This is a genomic window from Rhodococcus rhodochrous (assembly GCF_900187265.1).
GTDB classification, from domain to species: Bacteria; Actinomycetota; Actinomycetes; order Mycobacteriales; family Mycobacteriaceae; genus Rhodococcus; species Rhodococcus rhodochrous.
Genome location: NZ_LT906450.1, coordinates 1,370,658 through 1,391,090 on the forward strand (window position 1 = coordinate 1,370,658; position 20,433 = coordinate 1,391,090).

23 protein-coding genes are annotated in these 20,433 nt (G+C 68.7%); 6 read left to right on the plus strand and 17 right to left on the minus strand.

The genetic code is table 11. The annotated features are described in order from the left end of the window. Position 1: 1 nt before the first annotated feature. The 8 genes from CKW34_RS06355 to CKW34_RS06390 form a co-directional block, all read right to left on the minus strand. Complete coding sequence (locus CKW34_RS06355; protein ID WP_059383024.1) at positions 2-625, minus strand: thiamine pyrophosphate-dependent enzyme; 624 nt, start codon at positions 623-625, stop codon at positions 2-4. After that, positions 622-1,122 carry a thiamine pyrophosphate-binding protein gene (locus CKW34_RS06360; RefSeq protein ID WP_016693649.1) on the minus strand — a complete coding sequence of 167 codons (501 nt, stop codon included), beginning with the start codon at positions 1,120-1,122 and terminating at the stop codon, positions 622-624. Before CKW34_RS06360 ends, CKW34_RS06355 begins: the two co-directional genes overlap by 4 nt. Before the next feature lie 35 nt (positions 1,123-1,157). Next, a complete protein-coding gene (locus CKW34_RS06365; RefSeq protein WP_059383023.1) occupies positions 1,158-1,745 on the minus strand; it encodes a glutathione S-transferase family protein in 588 nt (195 codons plus the stop codon). Then, positions 1,742-2,377: a Rieske (2Fe-2S) protein gene (locus CKW34_RS06370; RefSeq protein WP_059383022.1), complete on the minus strand. Its 636-nt coding sequence runs from the start codon at positions 2,375-2,377 to the stop codon at positions 1,742-1,744. Before CKW34_RS06370 ends, CKW34_RS06365 begins: the two co-directional genes overlap by 4 nt. Then, positions 2,374-2,628, minus strand: a complete 255-nt coding sequence (locus tag CKW34_RS06375; protein ID WP_064059893.1) for a hypothetical protein — start codon at positions 2,626-2,628, stop codon at positions 2,374-2,376. Before CKW34_RS06375 ends, CKW34_RS06370 begins: the two co-directional genes overlap by 4 nt. Before the next feature lie 378 nt (positions 2,629-3,006). Next, entirely contained in the window at positions 3,007-5,703 is a 2,697-nt protein-coding gene (locus CKW34_RS06380; protein ID WP_059383020.1) for a molybdopterin-dependent oxidoreductase, read from the minus strand. Then, on the minus strand, positions 5,700-6,527 hold the full coding sequence (locus CKW34_RS06385; protein WP_059383019.1) for an FAD binding domain-containing protein: 828 nt from the start codon (positions 6,525-6,527) through the stop codon (positions 5,700-5,702). The genes CKW34_RS06380 and CKW34_RS06385 overlap by 4 nt, the downstream gene beginning before the upstream one ends. Before the next feature lie 5 nt (positions 6,528-6,532). Further along, positions 6,533-7,906, minus strand: a complete 1,374-nt coding sequence (locus CKW34_RS06390; protein WP_059383018.1) for an 8-oxoguanine deaminase — start codon at positions 7,904-7,906, stop codon at positions 6,533-6,535. Positions 7,907-8,047: 141 nt separating this feature from the next. Here CKW34_RS06390 and CKW34_RS06395 point away from each other — a divergent pair, with 141 nt between their 5' ends. Beyond that, positions 8,048-9,511 (plus strand): PucR family transcriptional regulator, encoded by a 1,464-nt coding sequence (locus CKW34_RS06395; RefSeq protein ID WP_231921810.1) that lies wholly within the window; start codon positions 8,048-8,050, stop codon positions 9,509-9,511. A 54-nt stretch (positions 9,512-9,565) separates the two neighbouring features. Here CKW34_RS06395 and pucL read toward each other — a convergent pair whose 3' ends face one another. The 3 genes from pucL to uraD are packed head-to-tail and all read right to left on the minus strand — an operon-like array spanning position 9,566 to position 11,318. Further along, positions 9,566-10,486 carry a factor-independent urate hydroxylase gene (gene pucL / locus CKW34_RS06400; protein ID WP_059383016.1) on the minus strand — a complete coding sequence of 307 codons (921 nt, stop codon included), beginning with the start codon at positions 10,484-10,486 and terminating at the stop codon, positions 9,566-9,568. Between the two features lie 5 nt (positions 10,487-10,491). Further along, a complete protein-coding gene (gene uraH / locus CKW34_RS06405; RefSeq protein ID WP_059383015.1) occupies positions 10,492-10,815 on the minus strand; it encodes a hydroxyisourate hydrolase in 324 nt (107 codons plus the stop codon). After that, positions 10,812-11,318, minus strand: a complete 507-nt coding sequence (gene uraD / locus CKW34_RS06410; protein WP_080968297.1) for a 2-oxo-4-hydroxy-4-carboxy-5-ureidoimidazoline decarboxylase — start codon at positions 11,316-11,318, stop codon at positions 10,812-10,814. Before uraD ends, uraH begins: the two co-directional genes overlap by 4 nt. A gap of 221 nt (positions 11,319-11,539) precedes the next feature. On the opposite strand from uraD, the gene CKW34_RS06415 reads away from it, so the two are divergent. Next, entirely contained in the window at positions 11,540-11,932 is a 393-nt protein-coding gene (locus tag CKW34_RS06415) for a hypothetical protein (RefSeq protein ID WP_059383014.1), read from the plus strand. Between the two features lie 67 nt (positions 11,933-11,999). Here the strand turns inward: CKW34_RS06415 and CKW34_RS06420 are convergent, their stop codons facing one another. Further along, positions 12,000-12,890, minus strand: a complete 891-nt coding sequence (locus tag CKW34_RS06420) for a sigma-70 family RNA polymerase sigma factor (RefSeq protein WP_059383013.1) — start codon at positions 12,888-12,890, stop codon at positions 12,000-12,002. A gap of 75 nt (positions 12,891-12,965) precedes the next feature. On the opposite strand from CKW34_RS06420, the gene CKW34_RS06425 reads away from it, so the two are divergent. Then, a complete protein-coding gene (locus CKW34_RS06425; RefSeq protein ID WP_059383012.1) occupies positions 12,966-13,427 on the plus strand; it encodes a carboxymuconolactone decarboxylase family protein in 462 nt (153 codons plus the stop codon). Positions 13,428-13,494: 67 nt separating this feature from the next. On the opposite strand, the gene CKW34_RS06430 is transcribed toward CKW34_RS06425, so the two are convergent. Beyond that, positions 13,495-15,192, minus strand: a complete 1,698-nt coding sequence (locus tag CKW34_RS06430; protein ID WP_059383011.1) for a fumarate hydratase — start codon at positions 15,190-15,192, stop codon at positions 13,495-13,497. 281 nt (positions 15,193-15,473) lie between these two features. Here CKW34_RS06430 and CKW34_RS06435 point away from each other — a divergent pair, with 281 nt between their 5' ends. Next, positions 15,474-16,223: a CPBP family intramembrane glutamic endopeptidase gene (locus CKW34_RS06435; RefSeq protein WP_231921918.1), complete on the plus strand. Its 750-nt coding sequence runs from the start codon at positions 15,474-15,476 to the stop codon at positions 16,221-16,223. Further along, the gene (locus tag CKW34_RS06440; RefSeq protein WP_059383009.1) at positions 16,223-16,747 is read left to right on the plus strand and encodes a 2'-5' RNA ligase family protein; all 525 of its coding nucleotides are present in this window, start codon (positions 16,223-16,225) and stop codon (positions 16,745-16,747) included. Before CKW34_RS06435 ends, CKW34_RS06440 begins: the two co-directional genes overlap by 1 nt. Positions 16,748-16,754: 7 nt before the next feature. On the opposite strand, the gene CKW34_RS06445 is transcribed toward CKW34_RS06440, so the two are convergent. Continuing rightward, positions 16,755-16,970 carry a hypothetical protein gene (locus CKW34_RS06445; RefSeq protein ID WP_059383070.1) on the minus strand — a complete coding sequence of 72 codons (216 nt, stop codon included), beginning with the start codon at positions 16,968-16,970 and terminating at the stop codon, positions 16,755-16,757. An 84-nt stretch (positions 16,971-17,054) separates the two neighbouring features. Next, entirely contained in the window at positions 17,055-17,834 is a 780-nt protein-coding gene (locus CKW34_RS06450) for a helix-turn-helix domain-containing protein (RefSeq protein ID WP_059383008.1), read from the minus strand. An 87-nt stretch (positions 17,835-17,921) separates the two neighbouring features. On the opposite strand from CKW34_RS06450, the gene CKW34_RS06455 reads away from it, so the two are divergent. Then, entirely contained in the window at positions 17,922-18,263 is a 342-nt protein-coding gene (locus tag CKW34_RS06455) for a DUF1330 domain-containing protein (protein ID WP_059383007.1), read from the plus strand. A gap of 16 nt (positions 18,264-18,279) precedes the next feature. Here CKW34_RS06455 and mug read toward each other — a convergent pair whose 3' ends face one another. Further along, positions 18,280-18,846: a G/U mismatch-specific DNA glycosylase gene (gene mug, locus CKW34_RS06460; RefSeq protein WP_059383006.1), complete on the minus strand. Its 567-nt coding sequence runs from the start codon at positions 18,844-18,846 to the stop codon at positions 18,280-18,282. Positions 18,847-18,871: 25 nt separating this feature from the next. Continuing rightward, a complete protein-coding gene (locus CKW34_RS06465) occupies positions 18,872-20,257 on the minus strand; it encodes a carotenoid oxygenase family protein (protein WP_059383005.1) in 1,386 nt (461 codons plus the stop codon). Positions 20,258-20,433: the final 176 nt, after the last annotated feature.

Below are 20,433 nucleotides of genomic sequence, written 5' to 3' on the forward strand. Positions count from 1 at the left end.
GTCAGTTGTGTTCACTGGGGCCCATGATGGTGATGCCCTCCGTCGCCTCCACGTGGCGAACGAAGATGTACTTGTCCTCCCGGCCGTCGCTGTGCTTGCGTTTGATGCCCGGCTGCACGACGCTCGAGACCTTCGCGACGAGCACGTACGGTTCGTCCGCGGACAACCCTGCGACACAGTGCTTGTCGAACTCCTCGAGGGTCTCCGCGGTGTAGGCCTTCTCGATTCCCGCTCCGCGGGCGATCGCGGCGATGTCGACCTTGCCCTTCGCGGTGTGGGTCGGCGGCCCACCGATGGACTGGTAGCACTCGTTGTCCCACACCACTGTGAACAGGTTGCGGGGCTGCTCGTTGGCGAGGGTCGCGAGGATGCCGAGGTTGAACAGCATGCCGCCGTCGGTGTCGAGCGAGACGATGCGGCGGTGCGGCAGGCCCACCGCGAGACCGAACGCCTGCGGGGTCACACAGCCGAGCTGCTGCTGGAACAGGCTGGCCTCGCGCATGTGCGGGGCGGCGTTGTACCACTCGTCGACGCTCGCGCCGAGGGAGAGGATGACGAGTTCGTTCTCGAGCCTGGACGCGAGTGCCTGCATGCACTCGAATCGGGTCATGCGCATGGTGGTCATCGGACGAGTCCTCCTCCGAGGGCGATGGCGGAATGGTGGTAGGCGGAGTAGGACCACTCGAAAGCGTCGTGGATGGCGCGTTCGATCGCGTCCTCCTCCCGCACGATGCGGTACGGGATGCGCAGTGCGTCGAGGATCGGCTCCATCGTGATGCCGTGCGGTACGGCCCACCAGTTGTTCTCGCCGAGTTCGCCGCGGTAGCTCATGAGCATGATCACCGGGATGCCGGCACCGAGGCCCATGCGGGCGAGCGGTTCGACGGAGGCACGCAGGCCGGAGTTCTCCATGATGAGCGCGGCACGCTTGCCGGACAGGAAGATTCCGCCGCAGATCGCAGCGCCCTCACCCTCGTTGGTGACCTGGATGGTGCGGATGGTGGGGTGCGCGTCGAGAGCGGGGTAGAGCTCCTTGAACAAGGAGTCGGGCAGGTAGCACACGGTGGTGACGCCGGCCTTCTCCAGGCCGCGGATCACCGCGTCGACGGTGGACTGTTGCATGTGGCGTCCTTTCGGAATGTGGGCAGTCGGAGAGATCAGGGGAAGACGGGGATTCCGGGCATCTCCACGAAGTCGGGAAGCTGCTTGATGCGCCGGATCCAGCTGCGCAGGGCCGGGTAGCGGTCGTGGTCGATCCCGATGTCCCGGCTCAGGGCAGCGGCGGGGAACAGGGCGATGTCGGCGACGGTCGGCAGGTCGGCGGCCACCCACGCTTCGTTCGTCGTGCGGGAGGCGAGCAGGTCGTCGAGTGACTGCACCGCCGCGCGAGCGGCCGTGACGTCGACGGGATCCGTCGTGTACAGCGACTGTTCGCGGCAGGAGTAGAACTGCTCGAGCGGTCCGGTCGCGAAGTCGATCCAATCGTCGGACGGTGCGGCCCATGCGGTTCCGTCGGCGAGGTGGACGAGGACGTCGACCGATCCGACGAGCGTCGTCGTTCCGGTCTCGAACACCGGAAGTTCGCCGGTGGGGGTGAGCTCGCGGTAGGGCGATTCGAGGTGGGCGCCACCGGGGAACACGTCGACCGGTTGCACCCGATGGTCGACACCGAGCAGCGCCAGCGCCAGTCGCACCGAGTAGCACCGCGGGTCGAGCGGGAAGTCGTGCAGCACGGGGATGTTCACGAGGCCACCGCCTCCCGAACGGACGACACGGAGTCGCGGAGTTCGTGCAGCCGGTGGACGAGGGCGTTCACTGTTTCGGCCGGAACGATGCCGGCGGCGACGACATGCACGGCGGTGGTGTGCGCGTCGATCGTCTGGATGCCGGCGATCACGTCGGTGCCGTCAAGGGCGCCGGTGACGAGGGCACCGGTGCCCTCGAGGCCCAGGAGGGAGAGGGCGGTGTCCCGATCGCCGTCGATCCATACCGATCGCACCGGGGTGATCGCCGTGCCGGGAACGTCGGGTGTGCCGCCGGCATCGGTGGGTGCCACCCATACGAGGCCGGCGCTCTCGATGGCCCGATACTGCTGCGGTTTCACGGTTTTCGGTGGTTCCATCCGCGGGTGGGCGGGGACGTGCCTGCACGCGCCGGCGCCGTCGAACTGCCAACCGTGGTAGAGGCAGACGAGACGGTTCTCGCGGACGAATCCGAAGGACAGACGCATGCCGCGGTGCGGGCAACGGTCGGCCCACGCGTGCACGGTGCCGTCGGTGCCGCGCCACAGCGCGACGGAGTCCCCGTCGACGGTGGTGCCGGTCGCGGTGCCGGGCTCGATGTCGCGGGCGAGGGCGACGGGAGTCCAGACGGTCATGGGGTCGGGTTCCTCTCGGTCGAAGTGAGATCGAGGACGACGTTGGTGTCGGGGGCGAGAGCGCAGGCCGTTTCGAGGGCGTCGACGAGGTCGGGTTCGCCCTCGGTGTGCAGTTCGATGCGATGCCGGGTCGCCACGACGACGGTGGCACGTACCTGCAGCAGATCGGCGCGGGCGGCGACGAAGTGCGTCATGGCTACCGGATCGAATCGTCCTACCAGCGTGAGGGCGGACGAGATCGTGCCGCACATGTCAGCAGTGGGCGCGCCGGCCGGCAGGGACGACAGTCACGACAAGGACGTGGACGGGACTGGGCATCGGGGAACATCGCATGGAAACCTCCGGGACGTGGGGTGCTTCGTCTGCGACGGCCCTCGCGCCCGTCACCGGAGAGTCCTCCTCCGGAGGGGAGCTCCGGATCGTTCACCGGCCCTGGGCCGGACGGACATCATCGGTTCGATTCCCGATGTGGTTCAGTACTTTACACAGGGTGATGGGTCGAATCGACCCCGCTGCATCAACTTCGTGTTACGGCTGCGTTGCGTACCTGCCGTACAACGGACGAAACCGGTGTTGTGTGCGAAATCCGGCCGGAAATCGCACACAACACCGGTCTCGACGGGTCGGTCTCACTGCATGAGGCGCCAGATGCGGTCGCGGGACAGGGGCAGTTCGTGCGGCCGCACCCCGATGGCGTTGCGCACGGCGTTCGCCAACGCCGGGGCGACCGGGTTGAACGGGGCCTCGCTCATCGACTTCGCGCCCATCGGCCCGAGTTCGTCGTAGGTGTCGGCGAAGTAGACCTCGGTGCGAGGGACGTCCGCGAACTGCGGAATGTGGTAGTTGCGCAGCACATCCGTCGTCACACGACCAGCGTCGTCGGTGATGATCTCCTCGTACATCGACGCACCGAGCGCCTGCGCCGCGCCGCCTTCGATCTGCCCACGGCACTGCTCGGGGTTGAGGACGGTGCCCGCATCGGCGGCCTGGATCGAGCGGAGGATCCGCACCTCACCGGTGCGGGTGTCGACGGCGACGCGGAAGGCCTGCACGTTGAACGACAGCGACCGCGGCAGCCCGCCGTGCCGGCCCTCGGCGCGCAACCGGCCACCCGCGACCTCCAGCAGCTCACCGGGGGTGACGAGGCGATCGCCGCACCGCACGCCGTCGGCCTGCAGTTCGGCCTTCTCCGGGTCGGTGCCGGTCAGCTCCGCGGCGGCCTTCGCCATCCCCCGTCGCAGTTCGTGGGAGGCCGCCAAAAGGGCCTTCGATGCGACGACCGTGCCCGACGAACCGAAGGCGCCGGTGTCGTGGGTGGTGACATCGGTGTCGGACTGGTGGACGACGATCCGGTCGGGGGTGGTGCCGAGCGCGGTGGCCGCGATCTGGGTGTGGACGGTGGTGGTGCCGTTGCCGAACTCCGCCGTGCCCACCCGGGCGAGATACCGGCCGTCGGGCAGAAGTTCGATCGACGTCTCGGAGATGTGCCCGTTGGGCGGGTTGGTGGCGATCATGGCCAGCGCCATACCCTCGCCGATCCGCCAGTGGTCACCGGTCGGCGCGGGCCGGCCGCCCGTGCGCGCCATCGCCCGTTCGGCAAGATCGAGGCACTGGTCGAGTCCGTAGCTGCCGTACGTCAGGTCGGCGCCCTCGGGATGCGCCGCGACCAGCGGCTCTCCCGGCACGATGATGTTGCGGCGCCGGAACTCGTACGGGTCGATGCCGAGCTTGCCGGCGAGTTCGTCCATGGCCGACTCCACGGCGAAGATCACCTGGCCGAGACCGTAGCCGCGGAAGGCACCCGACGGCCGGTTGTTCGTGTACACGGATTCGGCGTCGACGCGCTTGTTCGGGCACCGGTACACCGCGATCGACTCGGTGCAGCCGTGGAACATCACCCCGGGGCTGTGGTTGCCGTAGGCGCCCGCGTCGGCCAGCACGTCGATCGCGAGGGCGGTGAGGGTTCCGTCGGCGTCGGCGGCGAGGGTGACGTCGACCCGCATGGGATGCCGGCACGGGGCAACGGTGAGCTGGTCGGAGCGGGTGAACTCCCACTGCACCGGGCGCCCCGTCCTCAGGACCGCTGCCGCGACGACGTCCTCAATCAGCATCTCCTGCTTGGCGCCGAAGCCACCGCCCACCCGGGCCGTGTGCACACGCACCCGGTCCCGGTCGAGTCCGAAGATGTGGCACAGCTCGTCGCGCACCAGGAACGGAACCTGTGTGGAACTGCGGATGACGAGCCGCCCGGTCTCGTCGAGATGTCCGATGGCCCCGTGTGTTTCGAGATGGGTGTGCTGGACGCGGTGGGTCTGCCAGCGTCCCTGCACCACCGCTGTTGCGGAGGCGACCGCCGCGTCGACGTCGCCGCTGCTGCCGTGGATCTCGGCGACGACGTTGCGTCCGGGGTCGGCGATGCGCGCGTCGGCGGACTTGTCGGCGTGCAGCAGAGGAGCCCCCGGCTGCCGGGCCTCGTCGGGATCGAGGACGAACGGCAACTCCTCGTACTCGACGTGGATCGACGCGAGCGCCCGGTGCGCGATCGCCGGGCTCTCGGCGACCACCGCGGCGACCCGCTGGCCCCGGAAGCGCACGATCCGGTCGAACAGATAAGTGTCGTCGGGATCGTCGTTGCGGTTCTCGTGACGGGCCGTCGAATAGGCGGTGGCGGGGGCGTCGCGGTGGTACAGCACCGCGTGGACACCGGGAAGCGCCTCGGCGGCCGAGGCATCGACGGAGACGATCCGCGCGTGGGTGTGCGGGCTGCCGAGGACGGCGATGTGCAGCAGGCCCTCGACGGTGGTGTCGAGGGTGTACGGCTCGGTGCCGGTGACGACGCGCGTCGCGGCGGGCGCGCGCTGCGAGCGGCCGCACGACGGACCGTCGACCTGTTCGACGTTGGTGCGCGACCGCAGGGCGTCCTCGATCGAGCGGTAGCCGGTGCACCGGCACAGGTTGCCCTTCAAGCGTTTCGGCAGGTCGTCGAGATCCTCGTCGCCGAAGGTGGACGCGGTGACGATCATGCCGGCCGTGCAGAAGCCGCACTGGAAACCGGCGGCGTCGGCGAACTGCTGCTGAACGGGATGCAGGTCGTCGGGGGTGCCCAGTCCGGCGACTGTGGTGACCTCCCGGCCCTCGACCCGCACGGCCGGGACCACACAGGAGTGGACGGGTTCGCCGTCGAGCAGGACCGAGCACGCACCGCAGTCGCCGGCGTCGCAGCCCTTCTTGACCTCGAAGTGTTCGGTCTCGCGCAGCAGGGTGCGCAGGCACTGTCCGGGCCGGGGGTCGACGTCGCGTTCGCGGCCGTTGACGGTGAGTTTCACGGCTGAACCTCCGTGTTCGACAGTTCGGTGCGGATCTCTTCGGCGAGAACCGCGGTGACGGCACGTCGCCAGTCGGCGGCGCCGTGCGCATCGGTGTAGTAGCTCGTCGCCGGGACGAGACGGGCCAGTGCGTCGGACAATTCCTGCGTCGACGGGACTTCCGTGAACCGCAGGAGGTAGGGGCGCACCGTCGACGCGGTGATCGACAGCGTGACACCGCCGTCGTCGTCGCGGCGGCCGATCACGACGGCTCCCGAACGCCCCAGCGGAGACAGGGCGATCTTGCGGAAGGCAGTGCGGGAGTTCAGAGCATGCAACGGGATCCGGATGCTCCGCAGGATCTCGCCGGGTGCGAGGGCGTTGGAGGCGACTCCGAGAACGAAGTCGGCCACCGGGATGCGCCGTTCGCCGCCGTCGGTCGTCCAGATCACCGCGTCGGCGTCGAGCGCGGTCGCCAGCGAGATCATGGCGCCGGCGGGGAAGGACAGGCAGATGTTGCCGCCGACCGTGGCGCGCTTCCAGATCTTCCACGACGCCAGCAGTGCCTCGGAGCACTGCCGGAACAGCGGTGCCGCAGGATGTTCCGCTTCGTCCGAGAGCGCGGCCAACCGTTCGACCGTGCAGGTCGCGGCGATCTCCAGGGCGTCGGGATGCCGGGTCACCGCGGGCCAGTCGAGACCGGACAGATCCACGAGCCGGTGCAGATGCGGTTGCGGTTCGGAGAACAGCCAGGTGCCGCCACCGAGCGGGGCCGCGCCGTCCTCGAAGGCCAGGTCGGCGCGGTCACGGGCGATGTCGTAGGCGGTGATGCTGTGCAGATCCATTGCGTTCACCCCGCCTTGGCGACCAGCGCGGCGTGTTCCGCCGCGACCTGCCGTGCCACGACGTCCTCGTCGACGGTGCGGACCTCGTCGCGGACGACCACCTCACGACCGTCGATCAACAGCAGTTCGAGAGGAGGTGTGCTGCCGAGGACGAGTGCCGCGACCGGGTCGGCGATGCCGGAGTGGGCGAGGCCGTCGATCCGCCACAACGCCAGATCGGCGAGCTTGCCGGGTTCGATCGATCCGATCTCGTTCTCGCGGCCGAGGACCCGGGCACCGCCGATGGTGGCGAGTTCGAGGCTCTGCCGCACCGTCATGGCGCGGGGGCCGCTGCGGGCACGCGCGAACAGTGCGGCGTGATGGGCCTCTTCGAGCATGCAGCACGACTCGTTGCTCGCGGCGCCGTCGACGCCGAGGCCGAGCGGCACGCCCGCGGCGTAGAGGTCGGCGGCGCGGGCGATGCCGGCACCGAGCCGGGCGTTCGAGGTGGGGCAGTGGGCCGCACCCGTACCGGACGCGGCGAGCACACCGATGTCGCGGTCGTCGAGGTGCACGGCGTGCGCGTACCAGACGTCGGGACCGGTCCAGCCCAGCGACTCCATGTACTGCACGGGCTTGCATCCGAACTTCTCGAGGCAGAAGTCCTCCTCGTCGAGGGTCTCGGCGAGATGGGTGTGCATCCGCACCCCGAGATCGCGGGCGAGCAGCGCGGACTGTTTCAGCAGCTCTCCGGTCACCGAGAACGGTGAGCACGGCGCGAGCGCGACCCGCAGCATCGAGTCGAAGGACGGATCGTGCCAGCGGTCGACGGCCTCGCGGCTGCCTTCGAGGATCGCGTCGATGTCCTCGACGATGTGATCGGGCGGCAGGCCCCCGGCGCTCGCACCGAGGTCCATCGATCCGCGGCAGGGATGGAATCGGATCCCGACCTCGGCGGCCGCGGCGATCTCCGCGCCGAAGACGTCACCGCCCTCGCGGGGGACGACGTAGTGGTGGTCGGTGCTGGTCGTGCAGCCGGTGCGCACCAGATGCGCGAGCGCGCCCTTGGCGGCGACGTGCACGGCGTCGGCGTCGATGCCACCCCAGACGGGATAGAGGGTGGTGAGCCATTCGAACAGCGTGTGGTCGGCGGCGAGCCCACGCGTGATCCATTGGTACAGGTGGTGGTGGGTGTTGATCAGCCCGGGAGTGAGCACGCAACCGGTGCCGTCGACGACCTGCGCGTCGTCGTAGCCGGTCGGTTCGCCCGACCCGACCGCGACGATCCGGTTGCCGGAGACGACGACATAACCGTCGCGGTGTTCGGCGCGAGCGGCGTCCATGCTCACCACGTGTGCGCCGCGGATGACGAGCGGCCGGGTGGTGGGATGCGCGTGCATAGTCGACTCCTCGGATCGTCGGGAGTCTTCAGTCAACTGCGCCGAACAGATGTACCTCTGCGGCAGCACGCACGAAACACCTCGGAAATCCGCGGCTCGTACTGTGCGATCGTCCAAGACCGTCACCAGGAGGTGAACATCGTGCTTCTTCGAGATGTGGTGGAGGCGCCGGGGCTCGGAATCGGTGTACTGCACGGCGACGCGGAGGCCCTGAGCCGTCCCGTGCTGCGCGCGTGCACCACCGACATGCCCGACCCCACGCGCTACGTCAGCGCAGGCTCGCTCGTGTTCACCGGCCTGGTGTGGCGGCGCTCCGCCGAGGACTCCGACCTGTTCGTCAAACGGCTCGTCCGAGCGGGGGTGACGGCGATGGCCGCCGGCGAGGCCCTGCACGGCCGCGTACCCGACGACGTGGTCGAGGCGTGTGCACGACACCGCATGCCGCTGCTGGTCGTGCCCGACGAGATGCCGTTCAGCCGGGTCATCGAGTACATGACCGGGCAGATGGCCGGGGCCCGGATGGATCGTCTGCAGACGGGACTGGCGCGGCAGCGGCAATGGCTCGCCGCCGTCGCCGACGGTCGGAGTGTGGGGGAGCTGCTCGACGGACTCGCGCAGCAGCTCGGGGTGGAATCGGCGCTGATCACCTCCACGGGAGTGACCGTCGCGGGAGGCGCCGAGCTCGACGAGACCGAACTCGACCGGATCACCGCAGCCGCGCTGACCGCCGACCGCTTTCCACTGCGGCTCGCGGGCGACCTCACCGTCCTGCCGGTGGGACGCGGACTGACGGACCGGATCGACGCGTGGTTCCTGGTGATCCGGCACGACGAGAGCGGACCGGAGTGCGTCGAGGCGTTCTCCGAGCTCGCCGCGGTGGTCGCTCTCGATCGGATCCGGCGCGACGAACGGCGCCGGGTGGCATGGGAGATCACCGACCGGACCCCGACCGTGCGCGCTGCGGACTCGCGGGTCGCGGTGGTGGCCGAGGCCGAGGGCCGGATCTCGTCGGACGTCCTGCGCGGTCTCGTCGAGGACGTCCTGGACGGAGCGGTCACGTCGATCGACGCGGCGAACAGGGTGGTCGCCCCGGCGATCGGCAGCGACGTCGATGTGGCACGGCTGTTGAGCCGACGCCTCGGGCGTCTCGCGCCGGCGTTGCGCGGCGACCGGATGTTCGTCGGTGTCGGCGGGCAGAGTTCCGACGACGACCCGGCGGGCGCGGTCCGCGCGGCATCGTCGGCATGCGCTGCAGCACACAATGATCCGGGTCCGGTGTCGGTGCGACGCGCCGAACTCGATTCGGCGCTCGACCTGTTGTCGACCCTGCCCGACGAACTGCGGCGTGCCTACGCCGACCGGCTGCTCGGGGATGTCGTCGAACACGACCGGCGCACCGATGCGGGTCTGCTCGCGACCCTCGAGGCATTCCTCGACTGCGACGGATCGTGGCGGCGCACGGCCGATCGACTGCACGTGCACCTGAACACGGTCCGCTACCGCATCGGACGGGTCGAAGCGCTCACCGGGCGTTCCCTCGCGCGCACCGGTGACCGCTTCGACCTGTATCTCGCGCTGCGTTCCTTGGAACCCGCGCTCGCGTGAGCGACATCCGTCGTGGCCGCGTGAGCGACATCCGTTGCCGCGCCGCGTGAGCGGTCACATGATGCCGGTGTAGGGCTCCCAGGCGATGCCGGCATCGGGGGCGTCCTCGCGCAGCACGCTCGCTTGGATGAGTCCGTAGGGCCGGTCGTCGGCGTGGAAGACCTCACCGGCGTTCTCGACTCCGAAACGTGCCAGGTCGTAGAGGAAGTGGTGCTTGTTCGGTGCGGACAGGCGGATCTCGGCGATCGATGGGTACCGCTCGAGCACGGCGCGGCCGATCTCGTACAGGCTCTGCTGCAGGGCCTTCGAATGGAGGTTCGCGAACACCTCGAGGAGGGCGGCGCGCACGCCCGCGTACACGGTGTCCCAGTCCACGTCGGTCGACGCGAACCGCCAGCGCGCCTGGAGACTCGTCGCCATGATGCGATCCTCCGCCGGTTCGAGAACCGTGTACGGGTCGGTGAGGAAGCCCTGGAACTCCGAGCCGGTGGACTTGAGGACGACGAGATCCTTCAGACCGCCGACCACCCATTCGCGTCGGTCGGTCCCGGTGCCCTCGACGGTGATCGCGGCGGTGCGGACCTCGGATCCCTTGCGCGTCCAGGTGTGGTCGTGCTCGGCACCGTCGACGACGACCCGCTCCCAGGCGTACTCCTCGATCTCGATGCGCGCGGAGCGGACGGGTTCGACGTCGTCGACGAAATGCCGCGCGAGCGCGAGACCGTACTCCTCGATGAACTCGACGCCCTTCTCCTTGGCGTAGGAGTAGATGGTCTGCTTCTGACTGTCGGTGGGCAGCACCGTGCCCTGATCACCCTCGAGATGCGCGGCGTCGAAATCGCCGTGCAGGCAGGACGAGACGTTCAGGTCGCGGATCTCGTGCCGGTCGGTGTCACGCACGATGCGCACCACCCGGTTCTCGGCCTTGCCGTAGCGGTGCGGTCCGAGGACGATCTTGCCGGTCAGTTCGGTCATGGTGGTCAGCTCCCGCGGTAGGTGGAATACGAATAGGGCGACAGGAGGAGCGGCACGTGGAAGTGGCTGCTGCCTTTCGGGATGCGGAAGGTGACGGTCACCTCCGGATAGAAGGACGCGACTTCGCGGCGCGAGAACCAGTCGCCGGTGGCGAAGGTCAGGTGGTAGGTGCCCTCGGGCAATGGATCGGTGAAACCGGTGAGGCGGCCGTCGTCGTCGGTGACGCCGGCGCCCAGCGAGGTTCCGTGCGTGTCGGTGAGGGTGACGTGCAACCCCACCGCGGGTGCACCGGCCGTCGCGTCGAGGACGTGGGTACTCAGGGTGTTCATGCGCGGCTCCCTGCGGTCTCGATGACGATCCGCTCGAGGCGGAGCCGGGTGATCTCGGCGAGCGCCGCACGCATCTCGGCCTTCTCGCTCTCCGGGTCGTTGCCGAGGCGACGTTCGAGGATCTCCAGCAGTTCCGGCGCCGTGCGGCCGGCGGCGCGGACGAGGTAGACGTGCCCGAACCGTTCCTCGTATTCGCGGTTGCCGGCGGCGAGCCGGTCGAGGATGTCGGCGTCGGCCGTGGCGACGGCGGACTGCTCGCGACGGGAAGCAGCGTGTTCGCTGCGTTCGCCGATGCGCGGGTGGCCGGCGAGAGCGTCGGCGAGGTCGTCACCGTCGAGGTTCTCGGCCGCGGCAGCGGCGGTGGTGAGCAGCACGGTGCGTGAACCGAACGGGCGCGCCGCGACGACGGAGTGCGCCCATGTCCGGCTCGAGCAGCAATCGAGCAACAGTGCGATGGCCTCGTCCTCGGGCATCGCATCGAACCGGGCCGTTGTGAGCTGCACGGACCCTCCTTTCGTCGGTGCATTCGATACTGTCCGGTGGGCGTGCGGCGGGGGAGGTGCAAGCGCTACAGAGTTCGGTTCGCCGCGGGTGCGCCGGTTGGATGATCGGCCAACGAGGTGGTTGCGTCTTGAACGTTATTCTGGAATAGTTCCAGTTATTGGATTTATTCCAGAAAAAGTGGGCGACCCGGATGGGGTCGCAGGGTTGAAGGAGTGATCACATGTTCACCGCCGACCGTCCTCGAGCAGTGACGCTTCCGCCGGTCGTGCTCGGCGGACTGCGGCCTCTCTACCGGCAGATGGTCCGCAACAACGTTCCGGCCGCATCGTTCGAGCACACCGCCGGACGGGCCGTCTTCGAGGTCTGCCTGATCGCAGGAGAGCACGGCCCACAGCTGCAGGTCCGCGCCCGCGACTTCGGGATCGACTTCACGCTCGCGATGACTACGCACTTCCGTATCGCGCCCGTGATGAGCGACGACCAGTACCGCGCACTGTGCTCGGTACTCGCACCCGGCGCCGAACCGGCACCGGGCATCGTCCTCGACTTCCTGCAGCAGGTGGTCGTGCAGTCGCCCGCGGTGCTCGCGCGGACGCATACCTGCGCTGCCTGACGAGCACACGACGGTTCGAGCCCGGTGGGATCACTCCCGCCGGGCTCGACCCGTATCGGAGCGGGCGTCAGAGCAGAGCCGTGTCGAGCGTGGTGATCGCCTCGGGATCCGCGATCACCTCGAGCGCCACGATGCGACCGTCCTCGACGGTGAAGCGGAACACCGACCGCACGATCCCGCCCGGCGCCCACGCCGCCCCGGGCACACCGTCGATCGTCGCGGGCACCGCGCCGCGTGCGCGGCCGTGGAAGGCGTGTGCCACCGCGTCGGCGCCGCGCAGTTCCGGCTCGAGTGCGGGGCCACCGTGCAGCCGGCCCGTCTCGGCGTTCGCTGCCGCCATGGTGTCGGCGCGGAGCACCACGTCGGGATCGAGCACCGCGAGCAGATCCTCGAAACGACCCTCGCGGGCCGCGACGAGGAAGGCGTCGACCACCCGACGCGGATCCCCGGCACCCGCCGACGCCGTACGTGCACCGCGCACGCGCCGCCGCGCACGACTGGCGAGCTGACGCGTCGCGGCAGCGGATCGGCCCACGACGGGCGCGATCTCGTCGAACGGCATGCCGAACATGTCGTGCAGCACGAAGGCGAGACGTTCGGCGGGACCGAGCGCGTCGAGGACCACCATCATCGCGATACCGATCGAATCCGCAAGCACCGCCTCGTCTTCCGGCGCCTCGGAGCTGTCGTTCCGTCGAGGCGGTTCGACGGGTTCGCCGACGACGATCTCGTGACGCGCCGAACGTGCGCGCAGCATGTCGAGACACACGCGGCTCATCACGGTGGTGAGCCAGCCGCCGAGATTGTCCACGGCGTCGGTGTCGGCGCGGGCAACCTTCAACCACGTCTCCTGCACCGCATCGTCCGCCTCCGCAGCCGACCCCAGCATCCGGAAACCGACCGCGCGCAAGCGCTCGCGGTGTGCGTCGAACTCCCTCGCCAGAAATTCCTCGTCCATCGTCGTCACATTCTTCCGTCGGGATCCGTCAAGGAAGTGACGGATCCCGAAGAACCGATGTGACAGGAGCAGACGATGGAAGCACGAATGAACAATCCCGTGATGGTGCTGCCCGGCACCCTCGACGCGTTGCAGGCCGCGGGCCGGACCTACGAGAGCACCGGGCTCCCGGCCCGCACGGTCCACCTGGTGCACCTGCGGGCCAGCCAGATCAACGGGTGCAGCTTCTGCGTGGAGATGCACACGCGTGAAGCACTGGACGACGGGGAGAGCATCGAGCGGCTCACGGCGGTCGCGGCCTGGCGCGAATCGCGACGGTTCACCGAGGCCGAGCGCGCCGCACTCGCGCTCACCGAGGCCGTCACGCGGATCGCCGACCGACCCGAGTCCGTCTCCGACGAGGTGTGGGACGCCGCGGCCGACATCTACGACGAGAAGCAACTGGCCGCGCTGGTCATGCAGATCGCGACGATCAACATGTGGAACCGGGTCAACGCCACGATCCGGCAACCGGCCGGAGTGGCACCCCGGAGCTGACATCACGAACGGCCCGGCAGGAATCCTGCCGGGCCGTTCGGGGTAGTGCGTCTACAGCGAGCCGGGTCTACAGACCGGGGCGCTTGCCGACCGTGAGCGTGACCTCGCCGGTGTGCGCGAAGAAGTCGTTGCCCTTGTCGTCGACGACGATGAAGGCGGGGAAGTCCTCGACCTCGATCTTCCAGACCGCTTCCATGCCGAGCTCTTCGTACTCGACGACCTCGACGTTCTTGATGCAGTCGAGCGCCAGGCGCGCGGCCGGGCCGCCGATCGAACCGAGGTAGAAGCCGCCGTACTTGTAGCATGCGTCGGTGACCTGCTTGGAGCGGTTGCCCTTTGCGAGCATCACCATCGAGCCGCCGGCGGCCTGGAACTGGTCGACGTAGGAGTCCATGCGACCGGCCGTCGTCGGGCCGAACGAGCCCGACGCGAGACCCTCGGGGGTCTTCGCGGGACCGGCGTAGTAGACCGGGTGATCCTTCAGGTACTGCGGCATCTCCTCGCCGCGGTCGAGGCGCTCCTTGATCTTCGCGTGCGCGATGTCGCGCGCGACGACCAGCGGACCGGTGAGCGACAGGCGCGTCTTGACCGGGTGCTTGGACAGCTCGGCGAGGATCTCCGGCATCGGCCGGGTGAGGTCGATCTTGACCGCGGCACCCTTGCCGGTGCCCGAGACGCCCGACGTCTCGGCGTCGAGCTGGCTGTCGGTGACCTCGGGCAGGAACTGTCCGGGGTTGAATTCGAGCTGCTCGAGGAAGACACCCTCGGGGGTGATCTTGGCCTTGGCCTGGCGGTCGGCCGAGCAGGAGACGGCGATCGCGACGGGCAGCGACGCGCCGTGGCGCGGCAGGCGGACGACGCGGACGTCGTGGCAGAAGTACTTGCCGCCGAACTGCGCGCCGATGCCGATCTTCTGGGTGAGCTCGAAGACCTTCTTCTCGAGTTCGAGATCGCGGAAGCCGCGGCCCGTCATGGCGCCCTCGGTGGGCAGCTCGTCGAGGTAGTGCGCCGAGGCGTACTTGGCCGTCTTGAGCGCGAACTCGGCGGAGGTGCCGCCGACGACGATCGCGAGGTGGTAGGGCGGGCACGCCGCGGTGCCGAGCGAGCGGATCTTGGCCTCGAGGAACTGCATCATCGAGTCCGGGTTCAGGATGGCCTTCGTCTCCTGGTACAGGTACGACTTGTTGGCCGATCCGCCGCCCTTGGCCATGAACAGGAACTTGTAGGCGTTCTCGTGGCCCTTCGCGGTGTCCGCGTACAGCTCGATCTGCGCCGGCAGGTTGTTGCCCGTGTTCTTCTCGTCCCACATCGTCAGCGGGGCGTTCTGCGAGTACCGCAGGTTCAGCTTCGTGTACGCGTCGTACACACCCCGCGCGATGGACTCCTCGTCGTCGCCCGGGGTGAGCACCTGCTGGCCGCGCTTGCCCATGACGATGGCGGTGCCGGTGTCCTGGCACATGGGCAGCACGCCGCCGGCGGCGATGTTCGCGTTCTTCAGGAGGTCGAGTGCAACGAACTTGTCGTTGTTCGACGCCTCGGGATCGTCGAGGATGCTCGCGAGCTGCTTCAGGTGATCCGTGCGCAGGTAGTGGGAGATGTCGTGCAGCGCGGTCTCGGTGAGCAGGCGCAGGGCCTCGGGCTCCACCTTCAGGAAGGTGCGGCCGTCGGGTCCTTCGACGGTGGACACCCCCTCGGTGGTCAGCAACCGATACTCGGTGGGGTCTTCCCCGATCGGCAGCAGGTCCTCGTAGAGGAAGTCGGCCATTGTTTCTCCTGGAAGAGGGCTGATGATCGCCGTACACGTTAGCGGCGCCGACGCAAGGCCTTGACAACGGGGCATGTGACGGACTCGACCTGCAGGCTGAATGTGACCTGCATCTCGCAACTTTCGGCGGCGTGTTTATGTCGCCGACAACCGGAAATCCCGAAAAGAAGTCGAGGCCGGAGTGTTCGCCGTCACGGCGGCCGGCAGGCCCCGAACCGTACACTTGACCGGATGTTCGAGAGTTTCCGGAGGGATCGCACGTGACCGTAGAAATCGAACGGTTGCCCTCGCCCGAGACCGGACGCCTGCCGTCGCTGGCCTGGCTTCCCCGTTTCCACGCCTGGATCGATGTCGCCGTCGTGATCGCGGTGCTCGTCACCACCAACCTGATCGCCCACTTCACCACGGCGTGGGCGTCGATCGCGACCGTGCCGATCGCAGCGTGCGTGCTGGTCGCGATGATGCGCCGACGCGGCATGCGCTGGTCGGAACTCGGTCTCTCCCCACGGCACTGGAAGAGGGGGACGCTCTATTCGGTAGCGGCCGTCGGCCTCGTCCTGACGGTGGTCGCAATCGGTATCGCCCTGCCGTTCACCAGGCAGTTCTTCCTCTCCGAGCGCTACGCCACGATCTCCGGTGCCCTCGTCGCCTCGATGATCATCATCCCGCTCCAGACCGTCATCCCCGAAGAACTCGCCTTCCGCGGCGTACTCCACGGAACCCTCGAGCGGGTGTGGGGCGCACGCGGGGTCTTCGCCGCGGGATCCCTGCTGTTCGGCCTGTGGCACGTCGCCTCGTCGTTCGGTCTCACAGCGGGTAACGCCGGCCTCAGCGCCTTTCTCGGCGCCGGGCTGCTCGCACAGGTCGCCGGCATCGTCGGCGCCGTGATCGCGACCGCTGCGGCGGGCTTCGTGTTCACGTGGCTGCGTCGCCGCAGCGGCAGCATCCTCGCGCCCATCGCGCTGCACTGGTCGCTCAACGGCGCCGGTGCCCTCGCCGCCGCGCTCGTCTGGCACGCCACACTCAACTGATGGCGCTGGCGGTCTGTCTCCTGTTCGACACCGAGACCGACCGCGCGATCCGGCGCCTGTGGGGCCGGCTCGAGGAGAGCGGTATCCCGACCCTGCTCACCCACACGCACCGCAAGCACGTGCCGCACCTGTCGTACGCGGTGCTGCGGACCTACGACCGGGCCGCCGTCGTCTCGGCTCTCGAGGACATACCCGACGGGGGACCGGTCCCGGTCTACATCGACACGCTCGGACTGTTCCGGCGCGGCCGGGCGTCGCTCGTGCCCGCCCCGTCGTCCGAACTCGTGCAGCGGCAGGACCGCGTCGTGCGTGTCGTGGAGACGACAGGAGCGGACCTGCACCGCTACTACGTCCCGGGGCGCTGGACCCCGCACTGTTCGCTGAGCCCTCGAACCCGGCGCGAGGAACTCGACCGTCTCGGTGCGGTCGTCTACGACGTGCTGCCGATCGAAGCGACACTCGATCGCGCGGTGCTGATCGACACCGCCACCGGCGAGCACACGCCGCTACGGATGATCCCCTGAGGGAAACTCACTCCTCGGGGTTCTCCACCCACGGCCCGTACGGGGGCGGGCCCTCGCTCTGGATCTGCAGGCCGAAGTGCGGACAGTGCTTCCACACGTAGCCGTGCAGGACGTGTTCTTCCGACGTCGCGGTGTTCATCAGTACGAGGTCGCCGCTGGGGCGGTGTTCGAGGGCGAAGCCGGACTCCCGCTGGTCGAGAACCCACCATTTCGCAGGGCTCATGTCGGTGTCCTCCGCATGATCCGCTCGGCAGAAGCGCACCTCCACGTTAGCGCGGAAACCGTTCGTGATCGGCCGATTCGGCGATCACGAACCGCTCAGCGCCCGGGCCGTCGCATCGTCGGCGGGATAGAACGCCTCGATCGCCAGTTCCGAAACCGTCACGTCGAGCGGGGTCCCGAAGAGGGTGGTCGTGCTGAAGAACGACAACTCGCCGGCCTCGGTCCGCAACCGCATCGGCACGACCAGCGAATGCGGTTCGACCTCGTCGACCGGATCGTCGCAGGGATAACCGGCGAGTTCGTCGTACAGGCGCAGCAGGACGGGGTCGGCGGTCGCACCGATCTGATGTTGCAACCGGTCGAGCAGATGAGCGCGCCACTGTCCGAGATCGACGATGCGCGGCGCCAGTCCCCGCGGGTGCAACGTCAGTCGCAGTACGTTCACAGGCGGCTCCAGCAGTTCCGGAGCGCACCCCTCGACGAACACCCCGACGGCGTCGTTGGAATCGACCATCGTCCAGTGCCGGTCGACGACGAGGGCGGGAAAGGGGCGATGCGACGACAGGATTCGCGTGATCGCGTCGGATATCGCCGCCATCGGCAGGTCGCCGAGACGATGCTCGGGGTAGACGGGCGCGTGTCCCGCCGCGACCAGGATGGTGTTGCGTTCGCGCAGCGGGATGTCCAATCGGTCGCTCAGTCTCAGGACGGTCGCGCGCGACGGACGGGACCGGCCGGTCTCGACGAAGCTCAGATGCCGCGACGAGATACCGGCGGTGTGGGCCAAGGACAGTTGGCTCAGGCCGCGCCGCTCGCGCCATGCCCGCAGCAGCGCTCCGGCGTGGGGAGTGTCGACCGTGGTCATGCACCCGACAGTAGAGCCGGAGGGGAACGGCCACCATTACTTCCCGGGTAATCGATTCCGCGCACGACGAGGCGCAGGGTGGTCCCCATGAACGCATACGCAGTAGCTCATCTCCGCAACGTCGACCTCAACGACGACATCGCCGGGTACCTCGGGGCCATCGACGACACCCTCGCCCCGTACGACGGGCGGTTCCTCGTCCACGGCGTCGATCCCGTAGGGATGGACGGACCCTTCGAGGGGAACGTCGTGATCATCGAATTCCCCGACGTCGACCGTGCCCGGTCCTGGTACGAATCCCCGGAGTACCAGGCGATCCTCCCGCTCCGCACCGAGAACTCCGAGGGATGGGCGGTCCTCGTGCAGGGCACACCGCCCGGCTACCGCGCCACGCACTTCCTCGACAAGGTGTTCGGCGCCCAGCGGTAGGCGGACGGGCTGCAGTTCAGGGCAGGATGCCGGCCGCCCGGGCCGGTTCGGCGTAGGCCCGCGCCAGCGACTCCACCGTCTCGTGGGCGTTCAACCCGCTCGGATTGGGCACCACCCACAACGGGACGTCGCCGATCGTGTCGTCCTGCCGCCCGGCCTTCGCCTTGCGCCGACCGAAGGCCGCGCGGTAGGCGGTGATGCCCGCGACCGCCACGGCACGAGGGCGGAACTCCGCCACCACATTCGCCAGGTGGCGTCCGCCCTCACGCAATTCCTCGTCGGTGAGTTCGTCGGCGCGGGCCGTCGCGCGCGGCGCCAGGTTCGTGATGCCGACACCCCGCTCGAGCAGGTGATCGCGGTCGGCGTCGCTCATGCCGGCCGATGCGTCGATCGGCCGGTCGACGATGCCGGCGCGGAACAGGGCGGGGTAGAAGCGGTTTCCGGGCCGCGCGAAGTGGGCTCCCGTCGCCGCGGTCCACAGTCCCGGGTTGATGCCGACGAACAACAGGCGGCAACCGGGCGCGACGAGATCGGGGATCACCGCATCGCGGAAGGACTCGAGTTCGGCTCGTGTGAAACCCATCCACCCAAACTAGCCGGAGCGACGCTCAGTCCGACGGGAGCCAGGCGCCGTGCAGACCGGCCGGGACACGGATCGGCAGACGGACCCGCGCGATCGGGCCCGATGCCGGGTCGGATGCGGGGAAGATCAGGAACCAGCTCGACATGTCCTCGCGGTCGGTGGCGATGGTGCCCCAGGGGTCCGCCGCGTCTCCCGGCATCAGGATCGGCTCGCCGGGAGCGAGGCTCTCGTGCGTCCACACCGATTCCGTACCCGCCTGTACGTCGAACCAGCACAACGAATCGGCCGCTCCCGGAGGTAGATTCGAGGATCCGCTCTTGCCGATCGTTGCCACCACGCGGTGACCGAGGGTTGTGGACCGGTCGTCTATACGCGGGAACTCCATGTCGCGCTCGCACAGGACGGTCCGCGTGATCCCGTTCCGTCCGATCACCGCACGGCTCAGGGTGGACCGGTTCGGTTCCCTCTGCCGGGTCAACCCGCCGGGATAACACCATTCGACGTAGTCGAGCGCGACGTCGCCGTCGGGCAGGTCGAAGGCGTTGGCGGTGTGCCACATCCAGAACGTGTCGGTCGAGAACCACCGCACCGCACCGCCGTCGCGGGGGACGAGCGCGACACGCACTCCGAGATCCGGCTTCCAGTCGAGCGGCGACCCGCCGGAGAAGATCTGCGAGAGATCGAACACCAGCGGGGCCAGGACCAGGACGACGTAGGTCGGCGTCAGCGCCATGTCGTGGATCATCAACGGCCGGTCCATGCCGTCGATCGGGGTGGGCGCGCGCGTCACCGTCCCGTCCGGTGCGATCACAGACCAGGTCAGGTACGGCGGGTCGAGCATGTAGCAGAAGGCGACCATCTCGCCGGTGTGCGGATCGATCTTCGGGTGCGCGGTCAGACCGACCGGCAGGGTTCCGTCGAAGGTCTCGCGTCCGAGCGTCTCGAGGTCGGAACCCAGGGTGTACGGCGGCGCCGCCTCGGCCATCGCCATGAGCCGCCCGCCGTGCCGGACGATGTTGATGTCCGGCAGCTCGCGCATAGTGTTCGCCAGCTCCGGCCCGACCTCTTCCTCGGGAGGGAAGTACGGATCGGTGATGCCGGCCCACAGCGCGCGACCGGCCTTCTCCTCCGCGACGACCTGCGGGGTCCGCACGAACCTGTTCGTGTAGCGCGCGGTGCCCTCGACGATCTGCACGCGGTGGACCATGCCGTCGCCGTCGATGGGGTAGACGTAGTGACCGATCGGGTCGAAGCGCGGATTGGGTCCGTTGCGGAGATAACTTCCGTGCAGATCGGCGGGGAGTTCCCCCTGGACCTCGAGATCACGGACGTCCACTTCCTCGCGTTGAGGCGCGAACAGGCCGCTGAGGTGCGGATGGTGTGCCGGATCGACAGGCGCCGGACGTTGCATGGCGACTCGCTTCGGTGGAGGCGAAATTCTTCCGTGGGGAAATCGTAGGACCGGGGAGAGCGATCGGTTCGTGATTCGGCGCGCCCGATCCGGCAGCCACGGACAGCGGCCGTGCATCGGATAGGGTTGTTGCCTACGTGCAGGACCGATAGTGCGGCCGCACGGCCGCGACGTTA

What these genes read in the sequence shown, in the direction of transcription:
- CKW34_RS06440 (WP_059383009.1), top strand. Translation starts at nt 16,223, where the DNA reads ATGGCGCTGGCGGTCTGTCTCCTGTTCGACACCGAGACCGACCGCGCG.
- CKW34_RS06455 (WP_059383007.1), top strand. Translation starts at nt 17,922, where the DNA reads ATGAACGCATACGCAGTAGCTCATCTCCGCAACGTCGACCTCAACGAC.
- CKW34_RS06450 (WP_059383008.1), bottom strand. Translation starts at nt 17,834, where the DNA reads ATGACCACGGTCGACACTCCCCACGCCGGAGCGCTGCTGCGGGCATGG.
- CKW34_RS06375 (WP_064059893.1), bottom strand. Translation starts at nt 2,628, where the DNA reads ATGTGCGGCACGATCTCGTCCGCCCTCACGCTGGTAGGACGATTCGAT.
- CKW34_RS06420 (WP_059383013.1), bottom strand. Translation starts at nt 12,890, where the DNA reads ATGGACGAGGAATTTCTGGCGAGGGAGTTCGACGCACACCGCGAGCGC.
- mug (WP_059383006.1), bottom strand. Translation starts at nt 18,846, where the DNA reads ATGGGTTTCACACGAGCCGAACTCGAGTCCTTCCGCGATGCGGTGATC.
- CKW34_RS06360 (WP_016693649.1), bottom strand. Translation starts at nt 1,122, where the DNA reads ATGCAACAGTCCACCGTCGACGCGGTGATCCGCGGCCTGGAGAAGGCC.
- CKW34_RS06425 (WP_059383012.1), top strand. Translation starts at nt 12,966, where the DNA reads ATGGAAGCACGAATGAACAATCCCGTGATGGTGCTGCCCGGCACCCTC.
- CKW34_RS06370 (WP_059383022.1), bottom strand. Translation starts at nt 2,377, where the DNA reads ATGACCGTCTGGACTCCCGTCGCCCTCGCCCGCGACATCGAGCCCGGC.
- uraH (WP_059383015.1), bottom strand. Translation starts at nt 10,815, where the DNA reads ATGAACACCCTGAGTACCCACGTCCTCGACGCGACGGCCGGTGCACCC.
- pucL (WP_059383016.1), bottom strand. Translation starts at nt 10,486, where the DNA reads ATGACCGAACTGACCGGCAAGATCGTCCTCGGACCGCACCGCTACGGC.
- CKW34_RS06430 (WP_059383011.1), bottom strand. Translation starts at nt 15,192, where the DNA reads ATGGCCGACTTCCTCTACGAGGACCTGCTGCCGATCGGGGAAGACCCC.
- CKW34_RS06385 (WP_059383019.1), bottom strand. Translation starts at nt 6,527, where the DNA reads ATGGATCTGCACAGCATCACCGCCTACGACATCGCCCGTGACCGCGCC.
- CKW34_RS06355 (WP_059383024.1), bottom strand. Translation starts at nt 625, where the DNA reads ATGACCACCATGCGCATGACCCGATTCGAGTGCATGCAGGCACTCGCG.
- CKW34_RS06445 (WP_059383070.1), bottom strand. Translation starts at nt 16,970, where the DNA reads ATGAGCCCTGCGAAATGGTGGGTTCTCGACCAGCGGGAGTCCGGCTTC.
- CKW34_RS06415 (WP_059383014.1), top strand. Translation starts at nt 11,540, where the DNA reads ATGTTCACCGCCGACCGTCCTCGAGCAGTGACGCTTCCGCCGGTCGTG.
- CKW34_RS06465 (WP_059383005.1), bottom strand. Translation starts at nt 20,257, where the DNA reads ATGCAACGTCCGGCGCCTGTCGATCCGGCACACCATCCGCACCTCAGC.
- CKW34_RS06390 (WP_059383018.1), bottom strand. Translation starts at nt 7,906, where the DNA reads ATGCACGCGCATCCCACCACCCGGCCGCTCGTCATCCGCGGCGCACAC.